Genomic DNA, 15,759 nt, shown 5'->3' on the forward strand with positions numbered 1-15,759 from the left:
TGGTTGCGTCGGCAGGCTCAGGTGTCGGCCCACATGCGCAGCATGTTGTGGTACACGCCAGTCAGCGCAGTGGTGTGGGCGTTGTCGCCATGTTGTTGACGCAGAGCCAGCAAGTTCATGTCCAGCTCGTACAACATGCGGCGTTGCTCGTCGCTGCGCACCAGGCTCTCAATCCAAAAAAAGCACGCCAACCGGGTACCCCGGGTGACGGGTTTGACCTGGTGCAGGCTGGTGCCGGGGTACAGCACGGCGTGGCCGGCTGGTAGCTTGACAGTTTGTTCACCGTAGGTGTCGGCAATGCAGAGTTCGCCACCGTCATAGTCTTGCGGGTCCGACAGAAAAATGGTGCACGACACATCGGTACGCAAACGCCCGCTGCCATCCGGCAGGTAGCGCACGGCACCGTCGATGTGGTTGCCATAGAAATTGCTGTCACCGCCATAGCGGTTCAGGCGCGGCGGAAATACCTTTTTGGGCAACGCCGCCGAGAAAAATGTGGGGCTGCGGTCCAACCCACGCATCACCATCGTGCGGATGCTGCGTGCTGCCTCGCAGTCGTGGTCCAACTGTTCGTTGTTCTTGACCTGTCGCGCCAGCTCCCCCGTGCCCTTGCGCCCGTCCGCCCACGGCGCCACAGCCAGCAAGGCTTGGGCCTGGGCGACTTCGTCGGCGGACAGGATGTCGGGCAAGTGCAGGAGCATGGTAGCGGCAGGGCTCAGGGTTGGAGGAAGGCTTTAGAACTTGACGTTCAGAGTGGCCTGGATGTTGCGGCCAGCGCCAGGAATATAGTGACCGCTGTACAGCGCGTCTGCATAAAGCTTGTCCAACGCATTGTTCAGGTTGACTTTGAGCACCATACGCTCATTGAATTGGTATTCGCCCATCAAATCCAGTGTTGCATAGCCAGGGGCTGCGAATCCTGGGTTCCGGTTGGGGGTTTGTTCACTACGAAAGTTCACACCTGCTCCGACCCGCAACTGTGTCGTGGCTTGGTATGTACTCCAAACAGTACCGCTATGCACTGGGGTCAGCGATGGACGTGCTCCAGCTGCTTCTGCGCCTTGTCCCCCCACATCAATCAACGCATCCGGCATCCACATGTAGGAGCCGTAAATTTCCCATTTCGGACTAATACGACCTGTGATGTCTAGTTCCATGCCTGAGGCGTGTCTGCGTCCGGACAGCACAGTCACGCCTGGTTGCAGTGGATCAGTATTGCGTTCGTGCAACTTAACGGAGTAAAACGCTGCCCAGCGAGTTGTGACGCGTTTGTCAGCTGAGTCCAGCTTCGCGCCTACTTCAAAGTTATAGCTTTGCTCAGGCGGTGTATTCGTGTTGCTGGCCGACAGGGAATAGGCGTCGGCGGATGTGTTGAAGGAACTTCCGAGCGACACGTGATACGACTGAAGGTCGTTGGGCTGATAAAGGGCCCCCACGCGTTGGCTCCAGCCCGCAACGGTCATCTGGTAAGACGAGATGCCAGTTTTTGTGATGCCACTGTATCCACCCGCACCTGAATAGGTGTGGTTGTGGGTGTAGTAGTTGCCCGTCATGTTGTCATAACGGAGGCCACCGAGCAGCTTCCACTGGGGGGCAATTTGCACCATGTCTTGAAGGTAAACACCGAAACCGGAGGAGTCGTATTCACTCGTCAAGAAGCGTCGACGTGAAGCTTCATTGATTGATGCGCCATCATTTTCTGCGCCTATAGAGGTTGTCGGTTTTGTCAACCCAATCGCAGCAAGGTAGGCAGCTGACTGTGCGTTGGTAACACCAGGGTTGAAAGAGTAAACGCGCTTGCGTTCACTGTTCAAGTCAACGCCTGTGAGCACCTCATGTTTAAAACCCAAGGCCTCAAATTTTTTGCTGTAGTCCGACTGAACAATCAGGTTGTCCAAGTCTTGCATCTTGATTTGTGTACCACGGGTAATCGATGTATTCGGACCAAAGTTATTTAGCCCGGTTGTGTTACCCGTGAAGCGGACTGTACCTGCACGCTGGTCGCGATCATAGGTGCCACGTTTGACCTGCGTCTTTAGTTCGCCATCGTCTTCAAACCGATGGATATGGCTCATCCCGAAAGTGTCGGCACTGCTCTTGTTGTAATCACTTGCCAAGCCGTAATAGCTATCGGGGCTGATCGGTAGCATCATCGACGTCGAGGCGGGGGCGCTAGATGTCGGCTTGATCCAAGGCATGCCGTAATTCATGCCATTGTTGTTTTTGAGTGAGTACAGCTCCAGCGCGAACTCATCCGCAGTCCCGATCCCAAATCGGTAGGCCGCGGCAAGCCCTTTTTTATCAATGCTGCTGCCCGCACCGTTGTTGTCCGCTTTGGTGGCCATCGCGTTGATGCGCAGTGCTGCATCCTCTCCTGTGCGGATATTGAAATCGCCAGTGACACGTCGAAAGTTGTAGCTGCCCAACGTGGTGCTGATTTCGTTTGAGTCCATAGCATGTGGCTTCTTGGACACTTGGTTCACGGCGCCACCGGTGGAGCCGCGGCCGAACAACATCGAGGCCGAGCCACGCAATAGTTCGATACGGTCATTGCCGAAAGTATCTCGATCGTAGAAGGCAGGGTCGCGCATGCCATCCACGAAGATGTCACCAGTTCCAGCAAGCGAAAAGCCACGCAAGCGGATGTCCTCCTCTCCACCTTCGGCTGCCAGGAATGTCACGCCAGCGGTGTTGTGTAACACATCCTTGAGCGTGTCCAGATTGCGGTCATCAATCAGCTTTTCGGTGACGACCGTGATGGACTGGGGGATGTCGCGTAACTCTTGCTTGCCTTTACCGATGGTGGTGGTGGTGGCCCTCAGTGCATCCTTGCCTTGCGCCTCCTCAGCTTTTTCGGTGATGGTGACGGGCTTGAGGGATTTCACCTCCGCCTCATTGGCTTGCTGCGCCAGCGCGCTGCCGGCGCTTGCAAGCAGCATGGCGCCTAGGGGCAGCAGTGGTGCGGTGTAGATGGGAGAGGGGCGAGCGAAAGCAGGAGCAAGTGATGGCATGGCGCTTAGTCTTCAGGGTTGAGGGCTGGCTGGCTATGTCATGGCTGCCGTGGGGCATCCAGGTGTGGCTTGCTGCAGGGATTAAAAAACCTCGTAAACAAGAATCGTTATTGTTTACTATCAAAAAAAAGGGACCGATTTAGCGGGACATGGACACGGCAATCGGCATCCAGCCGTGCTGGGCGATGCTGGCTTTGGCGTGGCATTTGTCGATCACTTCGCGTGCGCAGTCTTCACACTTGCCGCACTGCGTGGCTACGCCCAGTTCAAACTGGATGTCGTCAAAACCCATGCCCTCGCTGGCGTGCAGAGCAATCTCTTTCTCGGACACACGGCGGCAAACGCAAACAATCATGGCAAATCGGATGGAGCTGATGTTGATGGATGAATTCTAAATGAGAATCTGTCCTATTTGTATTCTGCGTGAAGAAATATGTCATTCATGTGTGCCCTGTGTGAAGCAGGCTGGTGCCATACTGGGCTTCGTCGTTGTGATTGGAGTCTTCATGAACCCGCCTGGTACAAGGAGGGCTGGAGGCCAACTCAGGTCTTGGCTGTGCGCCGCGCTGGCCGGTTGGGCCTTGTTGCCGACCTGCCCCGTGCATGCAGAAACACCGCCGGTGATGGTGCTGGGGACGTCGCGTCCCGACGGTAGCTACGCCGGGCGGATGTTGCGGCGCACTTACCAGGAGTTGTTTCGGCGCCTGGGCATCCCCCTGGATATCAAAGTGACGCCCACGGCCCGGCTCACGATGGAGCTGGCCTCAGACCGCATAGACGGCGACGTGGCGCGCCCCTTGGCATTTGCCGACAGCCAGCCGGGGCTGGTGCGGGTGGACGAGCCCATCATGACCATTGGCTTTGGCCTGTGGTCGATTCACCCCAGACCCCAGTTGCAGCGATTGGACCAGTTGGCAGACTCTGGCCTGTCGGTCAACTTCACGCGCGGCGTGGTGGAGTGCGAGCGCCTGCTGCAAAGCTTGCTGCCGCCACAGCGCGTGGTGGATGTGACCACCACCGTCAACGCGCTGAGCCTGCTGCAGATGGGCCGCAACGATGTGCACTGTGGCATTGATGTGGCGGTGCTGTCGGATGCCGGCAGTGCCGAGCTGGCGGGCCTGCCGCCGCCCATCAAGCTGTTTTCGGTGGGCGAGGCGATTCCGCTCTATTTCTACCTGCAGCGCAAACACGTGGCGCTGGTGCCGCAGATCGAAACCACCCTGAAGAAGATGAAGGCCGACGGCGTGCTGGAGCAGATCCGCCGAGAGACGTTGGTGGAGTACAAGTTAGCGCCGGTCTTGAAGCCTGCGGTACCTGTGCGTTGAACTCTGGGTTGAGTGTCAATTAAGGCTCTAGACGCCGTGGATATTGCGCAAGAAGCTATTAAAAGTATAGCGTTTTGTTGCCCAAGAGCCTACCACTTGCCTTCCAGCGTCACATAAATCTGCCGGGCGCCACGGGCGGTTTCCTGGCTTTCACCATTGAGGACGCCTGCGGCGTCAAAAGTAGGCTTGCGAATCACGCGCTCTGGCTGCAGCAGATTGGCAATGGAGACACGCAAGCCCAATTGGTGGTTCAGTTGCCGGTGCGCATACAGGTCAACCTGCCGTTGCGCAGACTCTGTCTCTTGGGTGCTCGGGTCACGCACCAGCAGCGGCACGTAGTTGTAGCTGCCCCCCAACGTCAGTTGGTGGGTGGGCAGGCGCCACTCCAGCCCCAAGTTGACGATGTAGTCGGGCTGCTCTTTCATGCGCCGCAGCGCGTGGGTCGTACTGTCTCGGACCTGGGAATACAAGCGGGTGTAGTTGCCTCGCAGCGTCAGCGTGTCCAGCCCCAAGGCGTCAAGCCGCGCGCGCCCGTCCAGCTCCAGGCCCCACACCAGGGCTGCGCCGCTGTTGTAGGGGCGTTCGATGTAGCGGCCACTTTCCAGGGTCTTGCGTTTTTCCACCAGCTCTTGGATGTCGCGCCAGAAGAGGTTGGCTCCAAGGGTTCCTGCGCGTGCGGGCAGGGCGTTTTCCCATCCCACCTCCAAGGCGGTGGCCTGCTCAGGCCGCAGCTCGGGGTTGCCCGCCTTGTCCGGGTTGTTGAAGCCGCCAGGGCCGGTGCCCGTGGCTATCCGTACCTGCGGTGATAAATCATCAAAACGGGGCAACTTGACGGAGCGGCTGATGCTGCTGCGCACCAAGTGGCCCGGAGCCACACGCCAGCGGTGGTGCAGCGAAGGGCTCCAGCTCAGGCTGTTGCTCTCACGTACGCCATTGGCAGCTTCTGACGTTCTGCGCAGTTGCGACAAGCGCACGCCGCCCACCAGCGTGTGTGATTCTGAGAGTTCGATCTCGTCTTGCGCAAAGCCGGTCCACTGCTGTTCGCGTACCGTCAGGGTGTCTCCTACGTCGGTGGTTACGGGCACCCCATTTTCCAGCCGAACACGCTCATCCACGCGCCGCTTGCCATCGTTTTCCAGGCCCCAACTCAGCAAGTGCAAGTCGGCCACCGGGTGCATGCCCTTGAGCGACCAGCGGTAGGACTGCTCCCGGGCGTCAATCTGGTCGGTGGTGGTCTGCGTCAGGCTTCCTGCAGCATCCCATTCACGTCCCAGCGACCGGGTGGTTTGCTCACCCAGCCGGGTCGAGACATCCATGCTGAGCTCACCACTGTTGGCCAGCCGCCGCCGCCAACCGCCCCGCACATGCAGCGCGGTTTGGTTTTTGTTCTCGGCCTCTTGCACCTGCCCGTTAGGGGCCATGCTGGCGAAGTCGGCGCCGCTGCCATTCCAGCGTTGGCGTTGCAGCGCGCGGCTGTTGTCCTGCAGTTGGAGCATGGGGGCGATGTTGAAGCGGTCGCTGCCATCACGCCAATCCCAGCGTGGGGCCAGGTTGAGTTCGCGATTGATTAGTTGCTCTTGGCTGATTTCCTCGCGTCGGGCGGTGGTTGTACCAGTGGCATCGAACTCGCGCACCTGGGTGTGGGTGCCAGAGGGCTCTGTGCGTTCCGTATAACTGGCGTTGAGCAACCAGCGGCCGCTGTCGGTTCGATCCCCCCACAGACCGCTTATTTGCAGCGGTGTGGCCTCGCCACCTTCGCTCTGGCTCCAGCCGCTGGCCAGGCGTACCGAACGCTGCGCTTGTTCTGGCGCCTCGCGCATCACGATGTTGATGGTGCCCGCAATGCCCTCATTGGGCATGTCCGCAGTGGGGGTCCGAATGATCTCGATGCGCTCAATCAGCTCCAGGGGCAGTTGGTCCACATCGACCGATCGGTCTTTACCGCCACCGGTTTTTTCTCCGTCAATCAGGATCTGGGTGTAGCCCTTCATGCCTCGCATGCGCGCCTCACGCCCCTTGCCAGGCGCGCCGGACACAACAACACCCGGCAGCTTGCGCAAAAAATCCCCCACTGCCAGGTCATTGGACTGGGTCAATTCTTCGCGGCCGTACACGATGCGCGTGGCCGATGCGTCATGGCGCTGGGAGTCATCATCACGGCTCACCTGCACCACCACTTCGGGCAGGGTGCGGGGCTCTGGCTGCTCGGCCCCGGCAGCGGTGCTCAGGCCACCCAGCATCAGCCATATCCAGGAATGCTGTTTCATGACGTACCCAGCGCGGAGAGAGTGGCAGGGCGCAAACGCATATGGCTGGTGGGCAGTGCGCAGCAGGTCAACACGTGGGCGGGCGGCACCGTGCATTCGGGGGCGCTGCGGTAGCGGAATTCACCGGCCTCCACTCCGAGCAGGCAACGTCCGCAGCTGCCGGTTCGGCAGTCGGCATCCACGTCTAGGCCCTGGGCCTCGATGGCGTCCAGCAAGCTGGGGTGGCCGTCGGCGGAAATGTCCTGCCCACCGAAGGCCAGTTGCCAGCCTTCGTCCACACCGTCGGTCGGGCCCAAGCCAAACCGCTCATAGTGCAGCGCATCGGCTGTCACCGCTGCCGCAGCCAATGCCTCCAGCATGCTGTCCATCATTGCGTTGCTGGCGCACAGGTAAAAGTCTGTGTTGGCCAAAGAACCCAACTCGTGGGTCAACAAATCAACGCCAATTCTTTGGCCCACGCCCTGGGCTGGACGGGACACCAGAATGCGGACCTGCAGTGCCGGGCAGCGCGCTTGCAGGGCCACCAGGGCGTCGCGGTACAGGGCCTCGTCGTCATGGCGGATTTGCCAGTACAGGTGCATTTGCGCGTAGGCACTTTGGGTCGGGCTCCATTGGTCCAGCATGGCCAGCAAGGGGGTAATGCCCACGCCCCCCGCAATCAGTACCGCACGGGTGCGGGTGCCTGGGGCGGCCAGCGTGAAGTGCCCCTCAGGGCGCCCCACCTCCAGCACAGCGCCGGTTTGTGCGTGGGCAAACAGACGCGGAGAAAAGCGTCCGTCAGGCTCGCGCTTGATGGTGACTTCGTAGGTGAAAGGCAGTGTTTGCCAACGCGCCAGCGAGTAACGGCGCTTGAGGCGCTCGCCGGGAATCAGCAGGGCAACAGATTGCCCTGCCGCAAACCGCGGCAAGGGCCGCAATTTACCCAGACCGGGCCGTTGCAATCGCAATGTGAAGAGGTCACCCGGTGCATCGATGCGTGACGCGACCACCAAGCGCATGGGCTTGGGGCTCCGTTGCGGGCGGTACCACATGCCGCGCAGCAATAAGAAAACGGCGCCAAAGAATGCGGCGCCGGAAACCAGCAAGAGAAGCAGTAGGGCCCACTTCATTCAGCCAGCGACTCCCGCCCGTTGGCGTCGGCTGCGCATCCACATCACCAGGCCAGTAATGCCCAGCGCCACACAGGCCAGGCCCAGCAGGTCAATCCAGATCCACTCGTACTCTTTGCCAAAGAAAAGCTTGCCGGTGTGCATGTCCATGATGACTTTGGACAGTGCCATGCCTTTGGGCAGTGCGGTCAACACTTCTTCGGGAAACTCCACGGCGCGCGCGCTCCAGGCTTTGCCATCTGCACTGGCCAACAGGCCCACGTCTTTGCAGGCGGCGGAGTAACCGGTCGCATGGGCTGCAACCTGCCAGCAATCGCCTTTGAACACCTTGGTGGCGGCAGCACCCTCCATGCGCCACAGGGCTTTTTTGCCCGCCATCAGCACGGCGTCACCGGCAGAGACCATGTCGCGGATCTCATCGGTGGGGGCACCTTCGACGAGCAGCGCCTTGCCATTCTCTACGCGGAAGACCCCTTGCTTGGTGCCAATCCACTGCTCAGCGCCTTGCTGCAGGCTGGATCGGATTTCCATTTCTTCGTAGCCTGCGCCCTGGATGGGCAGCATGATGTCTTTGGTGCCCAGCGCCTTGTCGTGGGCAATAAAGAAAGTGGTCAGACCGACCAACAACAGGGGGACGCCCAAGACCAGGCTGCCCCAAGTGTGCCAATTGCGCATGCTGTGTTTCATGGTTGTCTCCTGCAGGTTGAAAAACTAAAAACGGCTTTCAAAGGTCACGTAAAGCGTGGGCTGCGAGCTTTCCACCTTGGTTTCGCCCGCATTAAACGTGCCGTTGGCGTTGTACTTGGTGGTGCTTTCTTCTTTTTTGACCGACAAGAGGTTCTTGGCGATGAAGCGCAACTCTGCCTTGGGGCTGAAGACCTTGAGCAAATACACATCGAGTTGGGTGGCGTCGTTGCGGGTTTTGACTTCGCGCACTCCATCGTCGTTCACGCTGTCGGTGGTGTAGCGCGGCGAGAAGTTGACTGCAAACCCTGCCGACCAGCGGGAGGGCCGGTGGCGCCAATCCATTCCCAGGTTGGTGGTGCTGGGGGGCATGTCTTTGACGCCGTAGGTACGACCGCTCACGGCGCTGGTGATTTGGCCGCGCATTTCGGAATGGTTGCCGGTGAGTGTTAGTTCGTTCGGGCCTTTGTCTAACAGCGGGACGCGCATGTCGAACTCCGCGCCCCAGACCGTGGCCTTACCGGCGTTGTAAGGGCGCTTGACCCAGCGCGTGCCTTCCAGACGGGTGTCTTTTTCGATGTAATCCTTGATATCGCGCTGGTACAGGTTGGCGCCCAGCACGCCGCGGTTGCCCTTGAAGTACTTTTCTATCCCCAGCTCCAGGCCGGTGGCCAGCTCGGGGCGCAGGTCTGCATTTCCGGCTTCGTCTGGCGCGGCCACGGTACCCGACTTGGTGGTGACCAGCGGGTTGACGAAGTCGAATTTGGGCAGCTTCAGCGTCTGGGCCAGGCTGCTGCGCAGAACCAGGTCTTTTTGCACTTCCCAGCGGTAGTGCAAAGACGGGTTGGCTGCCACGTGTGAGCCCGGTCGGCTCAGCCCCGTGCGGTCGCTGGCATTGCGATCAGTGAATTCGTAGCGTATGCCCGGCGTCAGCCAGTGCTTGTCCGCCAGACGCCACTCGTCTTGCAGGTACACCGCAGACTTGCGCTCCACGATGGTGTAGATGTCATTGGCACCTGCGGCCTTGGGCACCAGCGGGTTGGTGGCATTGCTGGCCTCTGCCGCAGCCTTGTTTTTCTCGTAGTCAGTCAGCCGGTACTCGGTGCCGCCTTTGAGCGTGTGTTTACCCAGGGGCACGGAGGCGCCAGCACTGGCGTAGGTTTGCTCGTCGTAGATGTTCTCGATTTCCTGGGTGCGTTTGGTCACCACACCGGTGCCATTGGTTTCCACCGAATAGGCGTCTTTGCTGGAGCGGCCTTGCTGTGAACCCAGCCGGGCGTGCCAGGTGCCCCAGTCGGCCTTGCTGTCGTAGCGCACGGCCACGCGCCCCAGCAGGTCGCGTTTCATTTCGTTTTTGTCGGTACCCTTGGTCAACACACCCGCTGCCGTACGTGCACGGGCGGTTTCCACCTTGTCCTCGGTGCCGGATGACAGGAAGGGGTCGAAGGTAATGCTGTCCTGGCCCAGACGCCAGGTCAAACGCGGCGTGAGCAAGGTTTCTGTCTTCTTGACGGGCTTGGGTTTGTACTCACGGGCTGTGACGGCTCCAGCGGCATTGAGCGTGTCCTTGCTTTCGATCACGTCCTCGGCGCCTACGGTGTGGGACAGTGCCAGCACCGCGTCCAGGTCGTCGAACTGGCGACTCCACTGCACCACCACGTCGCCCACATCCATGCTGCCGTTTTTGCCATAGGCGGCGCGCAGGCGTGTCAGGTCTTCGGCCTTGTTCTTCAGCACGATGTTGATGGTGCCGCCCACGGCCGCTGCGTCGTATTCGGCGCTGGGGTTGCGGATGATCTCGATGCGCTCAATCATGTCTGCGGGCAGGCGGTCTACCTGCATCTGGCGCTCTTGGGTGGCGCCAGGCACGGGCTCGCCGTTGATCATGAACTGGGTGTAGCCCTTGTCCAGGCCACGCATGCGCACGTCTTTGCTTACTCCGGCCGGGCCGGTGAAGCTCATGCCTGGCAGACGGCGCAGCACGTCGCCCACGGTGGCGTCGCCGTAGCGCTCCACGTCTTCCTCGGCAATCACGATCTTTTGAATCTCGGAGTTCTTGCGTTCTACCTGTGCGCTGCGGACGTCGGTGATGACCACTTCCGCCAGGACTTTGACCGGCTTGGGCGAAGCCGCGCTATCGCTTGTTTCGTTTGCGTTTTGCTGGGCCATCACAGCCAGGGGAAACAATCCCCACGCCATGCCAAGCGCCAGCGCGAGAGGTGTCCTGCGCATGCTGAATATGCCTTTGTGTTTTGGATAAAAAAGTCACTGGCTTGCAAACGCTGGCTTGTGCTGGCTTCTGTAAAACTTTACAGAATAGATATATTGTAATTACCAATGAGAGTAATTCGCATTAGCAATTGAAATTAATTTTGAAGCGTGCTGATGGACCTTTGGTCGAGCCTGACGGCCGCTGCGCCGGGTACCCCTGCGCAGCGGCTACGTCGGTAGCATTGCAGCGTGGTTGTCCCAGGGCAGGGCCACGCCATAACGCTGCGGCTGGGGCGTGCGGCTGCCGTAGAGCAGGGCCGCGTCATCTCCACCCACTAGCCAGTGCTCGCCCCGTGCGGCCAGTGCGCCGGCGCCGGCTAGGGCCTGGGTGTGCAGCACCTCGCCTTGGGTCGACCAGCTTGCCAGCCAACCCGCATGGGGTGCGCTGACCCAAAAGCGGCCCTCTGCACAACACACATCACCTGCGTAGCCGTCCCACGCAGCGGGGGCTTCGCCTGCGGCCCAGTCCACCGTGTGCAACTGCCCGCCTTGCAGCAGGGCCAGGGCGGGGGCGCGGTGCCGGTCGGCGGGCTGGGTGTGTTCGGCCTGCAGGGCAATGCCCAGCGTGCCATCGGGTGCGAAGGCCAGGTGGCGCAGGCTCAAAAAAGGATCGGACACGCGGTACTGCGCCAGCACTTGGCCACTGGCCGTGTCCAGCCGGGCCAGGTTGGAGTCCATGCGGCCAATATTGAGCTTGCGCCGCCCGGTCTCGGGCAGGTTCAGGATGCCGCCATTGGCCACGATGAGGCTACCGCCAGGCTCCAGCCCCGCAGGCTCCATTAACAGGGCGTGGGGACCGATGCCGCCGCTGGGGAATTCGCGTATTTTTTCCAGCGAATGTGCAAGTCGCGCTCGGCGATCAGGCCCTGGCCGGTGTGGCCATCGGTCTCGGTGGTGAAAATGAACCGTCCATCAGGCCGACTTCACGGCGTGGCCGCCCAGGTAGCGGTCCTCCTCCACCGTGTGTAGGTGCAGTAAGCGCCCGTTGCGGGTATCTACACGGGCCAAGTACTCACCGGGCCGCCGTGCAACTACCAGCGCCTCTCGCACCGCGCCCGTGTACCGAGCCGATAAGGGCAGCAGTTGGTGTGCTCGATTGGGCAAGGCGATCGCCCAGCGGATGCTCTGCGGCGTCCACACGCCGGCATAGGCCCGGCCACCGGTTTGCCAGGCGGTGAGCACTTGCAGTGTGTCGGATCGCACCTGCTGTGCGGTTGCCGCCGCAGTGGGCAAGCAGGCCGACCACGCGGCCACGCCCAAGGTGCCCAGTGCCTGTCGCCTTGTGGGGGCTGGACGGGTCGCTGCGGGATCAGTCGCCATCGGCATCGGTAAAGCCTTGGCTAAAGTCAGAAGAGCTGGCTCCCCATGTCGCTTGCCAGGGTGTGCAAGGCCAGCAGCGCTCGCTGCGCGCGCTGCACACTGGCGGGTTGGTTAGGGTTGGCCGCCAGCACCGCGGGTTGGCTGACGGCGAGTTGCCGCTCCAGCCGGTCGGCCGGGGCCAAGTGGCCGCGTGAGCGCAGCAAGTCGGTAAAGCTGTGGGGCGCTCCGTTCGCCGCACCGCAGCGGCGGGCCGGGCTGCCGGCCAGAAAATGGGTAATGCCCTCCCACTGCGCCGCCCAAGCCGGTGCGGTTTGGCCACTCACACCGCGGACCCAGATCGCACTGTCTTTTCCCCGGGTGTTGGTCCGCAGCTTCTTCAGGCGTAGCTGGTCGAGGCTTCCCATGCACTGGGTGAACCACTCGCCGTAGTCGGTCCAGGATTGCGCCTCGTCCACAGCCTCCGGCTCCGGTGCCCGGGCTCGTGCTTGGTAGTCTTGCAGAAGTACAGTGGCCTCCGCGTGGAGCTCAATACACAGCCTCGAGGCCAGGGCGCGGGTGCCCGGCTCGTTGGCTTGGCGCCATAGCAACCACTCCAGCGCCGGGAGGCCCTTGGCACCCACACCGGCTGCCCGCACCCGGCTGGCCAGGAGCGCAGGCTCTTGGGTGCTGGCCGATTGCCGTAGCTCTTGTATTTGCACGGTGCGGGTGGGCCAGAAGTCGAGGGTCCGCACCGAGCGGCGTTCCAGCACGGCACCCACCGGCACGGCGGCGAGCCGTTCCCAGTCCAGCATGCAGCGCACCCAGGCCAAGCGCTGCGTGCTGATCGGGCTAGAGGCGGTGCGCACCGAGTGCTCTAACTCTGCAGCAGACTGCGCGAAGGCTTGGGCACGCGGCAACCAATGGGTTTGCATGCCGCCCAAAGTCAACTCACTCGCGCGGTAGAAAGGGGTGGCGACCATAGGTTCTTTGTGGCAGCCGGGTGCTACTGTTTTAGGAGCTGCATGCGCATATTCTGTAAGCGCTAGAGCACTAAAAGGCACTGAAAGAAGAAAAGTACGCCGATTCATAAGGATTCCACAAACGCGACCAGCGCCTGGCGATCGCGGGCATTGAGCTTGAGCACTTGCTGCTTGGCACCTTGTGCTTCGCCCCCGTGCCAGAGGATGGCTTCGAGCACACCGTTGGCTCGGCCATCGTGCAGCAGGCGGCGGTGGCCGTTGACATCATGAATCAGGCCCACGCCCCACAGTGGGGGTGTCTTCCACTGCTGACCATTGGCGGCAAAGTCAGGCCGGCCATCGGCCAGGTCGGGCCCCATGTCGTGCAACAAGAGGTCGGTGTAGGGCCAGATTTTGAGGCCCGACACCTTGGCGCTGGACAGGCGCGGGAAGGGCGGGGCACCGGTGGTGTAGCTCGGGCGGTGGCAGCTGGCGCACTGGGCCTGCACAAACAGCGCCTCCCCTCGCACAACAGCGGGCCGTTCGACGTTGCGCCGCGCTGCGGGTGCCAGAGTGGCCTGGTAAAACACTACATCGCCCAGCGTGCGATCGTCAATTTCAGGGGCCTTGCCTTGGGCACCTTTCGGGGCCGCCAAGCAGTCTTTTTGCGAGGGCGTGCAGGCCTCCTCAGGGTGCTGGGTGGAGGTAATGCCGATGTCACCTAAAAAAGCACCGGCTGTCTGGCTGGCCAGACTGGCTTGGTTTGCTTTCCAGCCGAAACGGCCCACGCGGTGTGCGCCCGCAAGGTCGTCCCATACCCGGTTGGGCGTGCCCTTGATGGGGCCTGACATGGCGGCCTGTGCACTGGCGTTGGCCAGGATGTCGGTCTCGGCAATGGCTTCGAGCAAACCCAGGCCCGCCATTTGCGGCGCAATGCGCGGGCTGAGCATGGCGCCCGGTGCCAAAGGGCCGTAGGCCAAGCGCGTGAGGGAGTAGATGGGTTTGCGCAGGGTGTAGGGCGTGCCGTCGGCAAAGCGCCCGCGTATGAGTTCGTGGCGTATCTGGACCTGCCCTTCAGGCTCCACTCCTTGAATGGCGGCGTTGTTGAGCTGGTCGCCATACACGGGGTCCGGCACCACACCGCCGTGAGGCCCGGTGCCAGGGATGGACAGGCGCATCAGTAGTGCGACGGGCTGATCGCTCAGGCCTTTGCGGAAGTCGGGTGGGGCACCACGGCCGTCTTGCACATGGCAGCCGCCACAGGAGCGGGCGATGAAATGCGGGCCAAGGCCATCACGTGCGGTGGTGGATGCCGGTGCCTCGACCCAATTACGGCGGAAAAACGAGTTCCCCACGGCAAACCGTGCGCGTTCCTCATCGTCCAGCGTGGGTAGGGGCATAGAAAACGCGTTGCGCCCGGTGACAAAAGCGGTGGCTTGGTCTGCAGTGAGTTCACCTTGGGCGCGCCCGACTTTGTCACTATGGCTGTGGCCCCACAGAGGCCATAGCAGAGCGGAGGCAGCGCCTCCGGCTGCAATGAGCAGCCCCAGTTTTTGACGGGGGCGCAGTTTCATTTGGCTTGTGCCAATTTCGTAATACCCAAGGCGGCCGCGGCTTCGGTGATGTCTTTGCTTTGTTGGACCAGGCTGTCGATCGTTTTTTGCACGCGCACACGGCCGGGCGCGTCTTTGGCGCCCATGATTTCGCGGTCAAACGGAGCCTGGATGGCGGTGGCGTTGGCAACGCTTTGGGCAATCTGCTTGCTCACCTTGTCGGCCAGTGCGGCGTTTTTGGCGGCCACCAGGTCTTTGAGCGAAGCACCTTGCAGCATGCTGCCGTCCAGGCGCTTGTAGCTGCCCAGCCAGACGTTTTCAATGCCCTGTGCATTGGCCACCACATCGCGGTGGGTGTTGTCAGAGAAGCAAGAGTGTTCGTCTTCTTTGTCTTGCGTGTTCATGGCCACTTCCAAGCGCTCGCCGGCCAGTTCACCACGGGACAGAGAGCCCATGCCTACAATGATCTTTCGCACGGACTGGATGCCGCCTTGTTCAAACTTGGCGCGGTAGTTTTTAGCGCCGGGAGCCCAGGCCTTGACCAAAAAGCTCAGGTCGTCGATCAGCAGCTCGGTCACTACGGTCAGATAGGTGCGCCGACGGTCCGCGTTGGGGGCCTTGCCGTCCACAAAGTCTTCAAACGAGCGATTGCCCGGGCCTGTGTCACTTTGGTCCTGGCCCCACAGCAGAAATTCAATAGCGTGCCAACCTGCCGCAATGTTTTCCTCGCCACCGCGCTCATTGAGCTTGGAGAGGGTGGCTTTGTTGATTTTGACCTTGAGGTTGTTGACGATGCCGGCCTTGGGCTTGCCCGGAACGCTGTCAATGTAAGACTCATCCAGGGGCCAAGCGTTCAGACGGCCTTCGGGGCCGTTGTCATCGTCGATAGGGCCGCTGTAGAAGCGAAATGCTTCTGTTTGACCATAAAACTCACGTGCGGCGAGCCAGGCTTTTTTGGCGTCTTCAAGTCCTTGGGCAGAAGGGCTGGCGGCCAGTGCACCAATGGCTTTTTGCAGTGTTTGGGCACTGGTCAGGACGTCTTGGTAGTTGGCGGAGACCAAGGCGGCGTAGTTCCGGACTACGGTGGGCGCATCAACAGACTGCGCATGCAGAGGCAGGCCGCTCAACAGCGTGGCCGCGAGAAGGGTGCCTTGAAGGAAGCTACGTTTTTGCATGAAGTCTCTTTTTCCAAAGTGGAGTAAATGCGTATCTTAATGCAAATCATTCTCAAAATAAACTAAAAAAAACGCTGAGCGAGTCAGCGTTTGGGGTGACGCATAG

Annotated in this window: 11 protein-coding genes and 1 pseudogene; 1 reads left to right on the forward strand and 11 read right to left on the reverse strand. The window is 61.1% G+C overall.

Features of this window, described 5'->3' with window-relative positions:
• Positions 1-17: 17 nt before the first annotated feature.
• From U5O12_RS00875 to U5O12_RS00885, 3 genes are all read right to left on the reverse strand, one after another.
• Entirely contained in the window at positions 18-701 is a 684-nt protein-coding gene (locus U5O12_RS00875; RefSeq protein ID WP_322576820.1) for a Fe2+-dependent dioxygenase, read from the reverse strand.
• Positions 702-734: 33 nt separating this feature from the next.
• Positions 735-3,011 (reverse strand): TonB-dependent receptor, encoded by a 2,277-nt coding sequence (locus U5O12_RS00880; protein WP_322576821.1) that lies wholly within the window; start codon positions 3,009-3,011, stop codon positions 735-737.
• Between the two features lie 139 nt (positions 3,012-3,150).
• Positions 3,151-3,366 carry a (2Fe-2S)-binding protein gene (locus U5O12_RS00885; RefSeq protein ID WP_322576822.1) on the reverse strand — a complete coding sequence of 72 codons (216 nt, stop codon included), beginning with the start codon at positions 3,364-3,366 and terminating at the stop codon, positions 3,151-3,153.
• Positions 3,367-3,517: 151 nt separating this feature from the next.
• On the opposite strand from U5O12_RS00885, the gene U5O12_RS00890 reads away from it, so the two are divergent.
• Positions 3,518-4,336, forward strand: coding sequence for a hypothetical protein (locus U5O12_RS00890; protein WP_322576823.1), 819 nt, complete (start codon positions 3,518-3,520; stop codon positions 4,334-4,336).
• Between the two features lie 89 nt (positions 4,337-4,425).
• Here U5O12_RS00890 and U5O12_RS00895 read toward each other — a convergent pair whose 3' ends face one another.
• From U5O12_RS00895 to U5O12_RS00930, 8 genes and pseudogenes are all read right to left on the reverse strand, one after another.
• Positions 4,426-6,603: a TonB-dependent receptor gene (locus U5O12_RS00895; protein WP_322576824.1), complete on the reverse strand. Its 2,178-nt coding sequence runs from the start codon at positions 6,601-6,603 to the stop codon at positions 4,426-4,428.
• A complete protein-coding gene (locus U5O12_RS00900; protein WP_322576825.1) occupies positions 6,600-7,712 on the reverse strand; it encodes a 2Fe-2S iron-sulfur cluster-binding protein in 1,113 nt (370 codons plus the stop codon). The genes U5O12_RS00895 and U5O12_RS00900 overlap by 4 nt, the downstream gene beginning before the upstream one ends.
• Positions 7,713-8,414 carry a PepSY domain-containing protein gene (locus U5O12_RS00905; protein WP_416221420.1) on the reverse strand — a complete coding sequence of 234 codons (702 nt, stop codon included), beginning with the start codon at positions 8,412-8,414 and terminating at the stop codon, positions 7,713-7,715. It abuts the gene before it with no gap.
• Positions 8,415-8,423: 9 nt separating this feature from the next.
• Complete coding sequence (locus U5O12_RS00910; protein WP_322576827.1) at positions 8,424-10,628, reverse strand: TonB-dependent receptor; 2,205 nt, start codon at positions 10,626-10,628, stop codon at positions 8,424-8,426.
• A 207-nt stretch (positions 10,629-10,835) separates the two neighbouring features.
• Positions 10,836-11,993 (reverse strand): annotated as a pseudogene (locus U5O12_RS00915) (DUF1513 domain-containing protein).
• A 20-nt stretch (positions 11,994-12,013) separates the two neighbouring features.
• A complete protein-coding gene (locus U5O12_RS00920) occupies positions 12,014-12,946 on the reverse strand; it encodes an imelysin family protein (protein ID WP_322576828.1) in 933 nt (310 codons plus the stop codon).
• 104 nt (positions 12,947-13,050) lie between these two features.
• A complete protein-coding gene (locus U5O12_RS00925) occupies positions 13,051-14,499 on the reverse strand; it encodes a di-heme oxidoredictase family protein (RefSeq protein ID WP_322562658.1) in 1,449 nt (482 codons plus the stop codon).
• Positions 14,496-15,653, reverse strand: a complete 1,158-nt coding sequence (locus tag U5O12_RS00930; protein WP_322562657.1) for an imelysin family protein — start codon at positions 15,651-15,653, stop codon at positions 14,496-14,498. Before U5O12_RS00930 ends, U5O12_RS00925 begins: the two co-directional genes overlap by 4 nt.
• Positions 15,654-15,759 lie beyond the last annotated feature (106 nt).

The organism is Rhodoferax sp. (genome assembly GCF_034519335.1).
Taxonomy (GTDB): Bacteria; Pseudomonadota; Gammaproteobacteria; order Burkholderiales; family Burkholderiaceae_C; genus Allorhodoferax.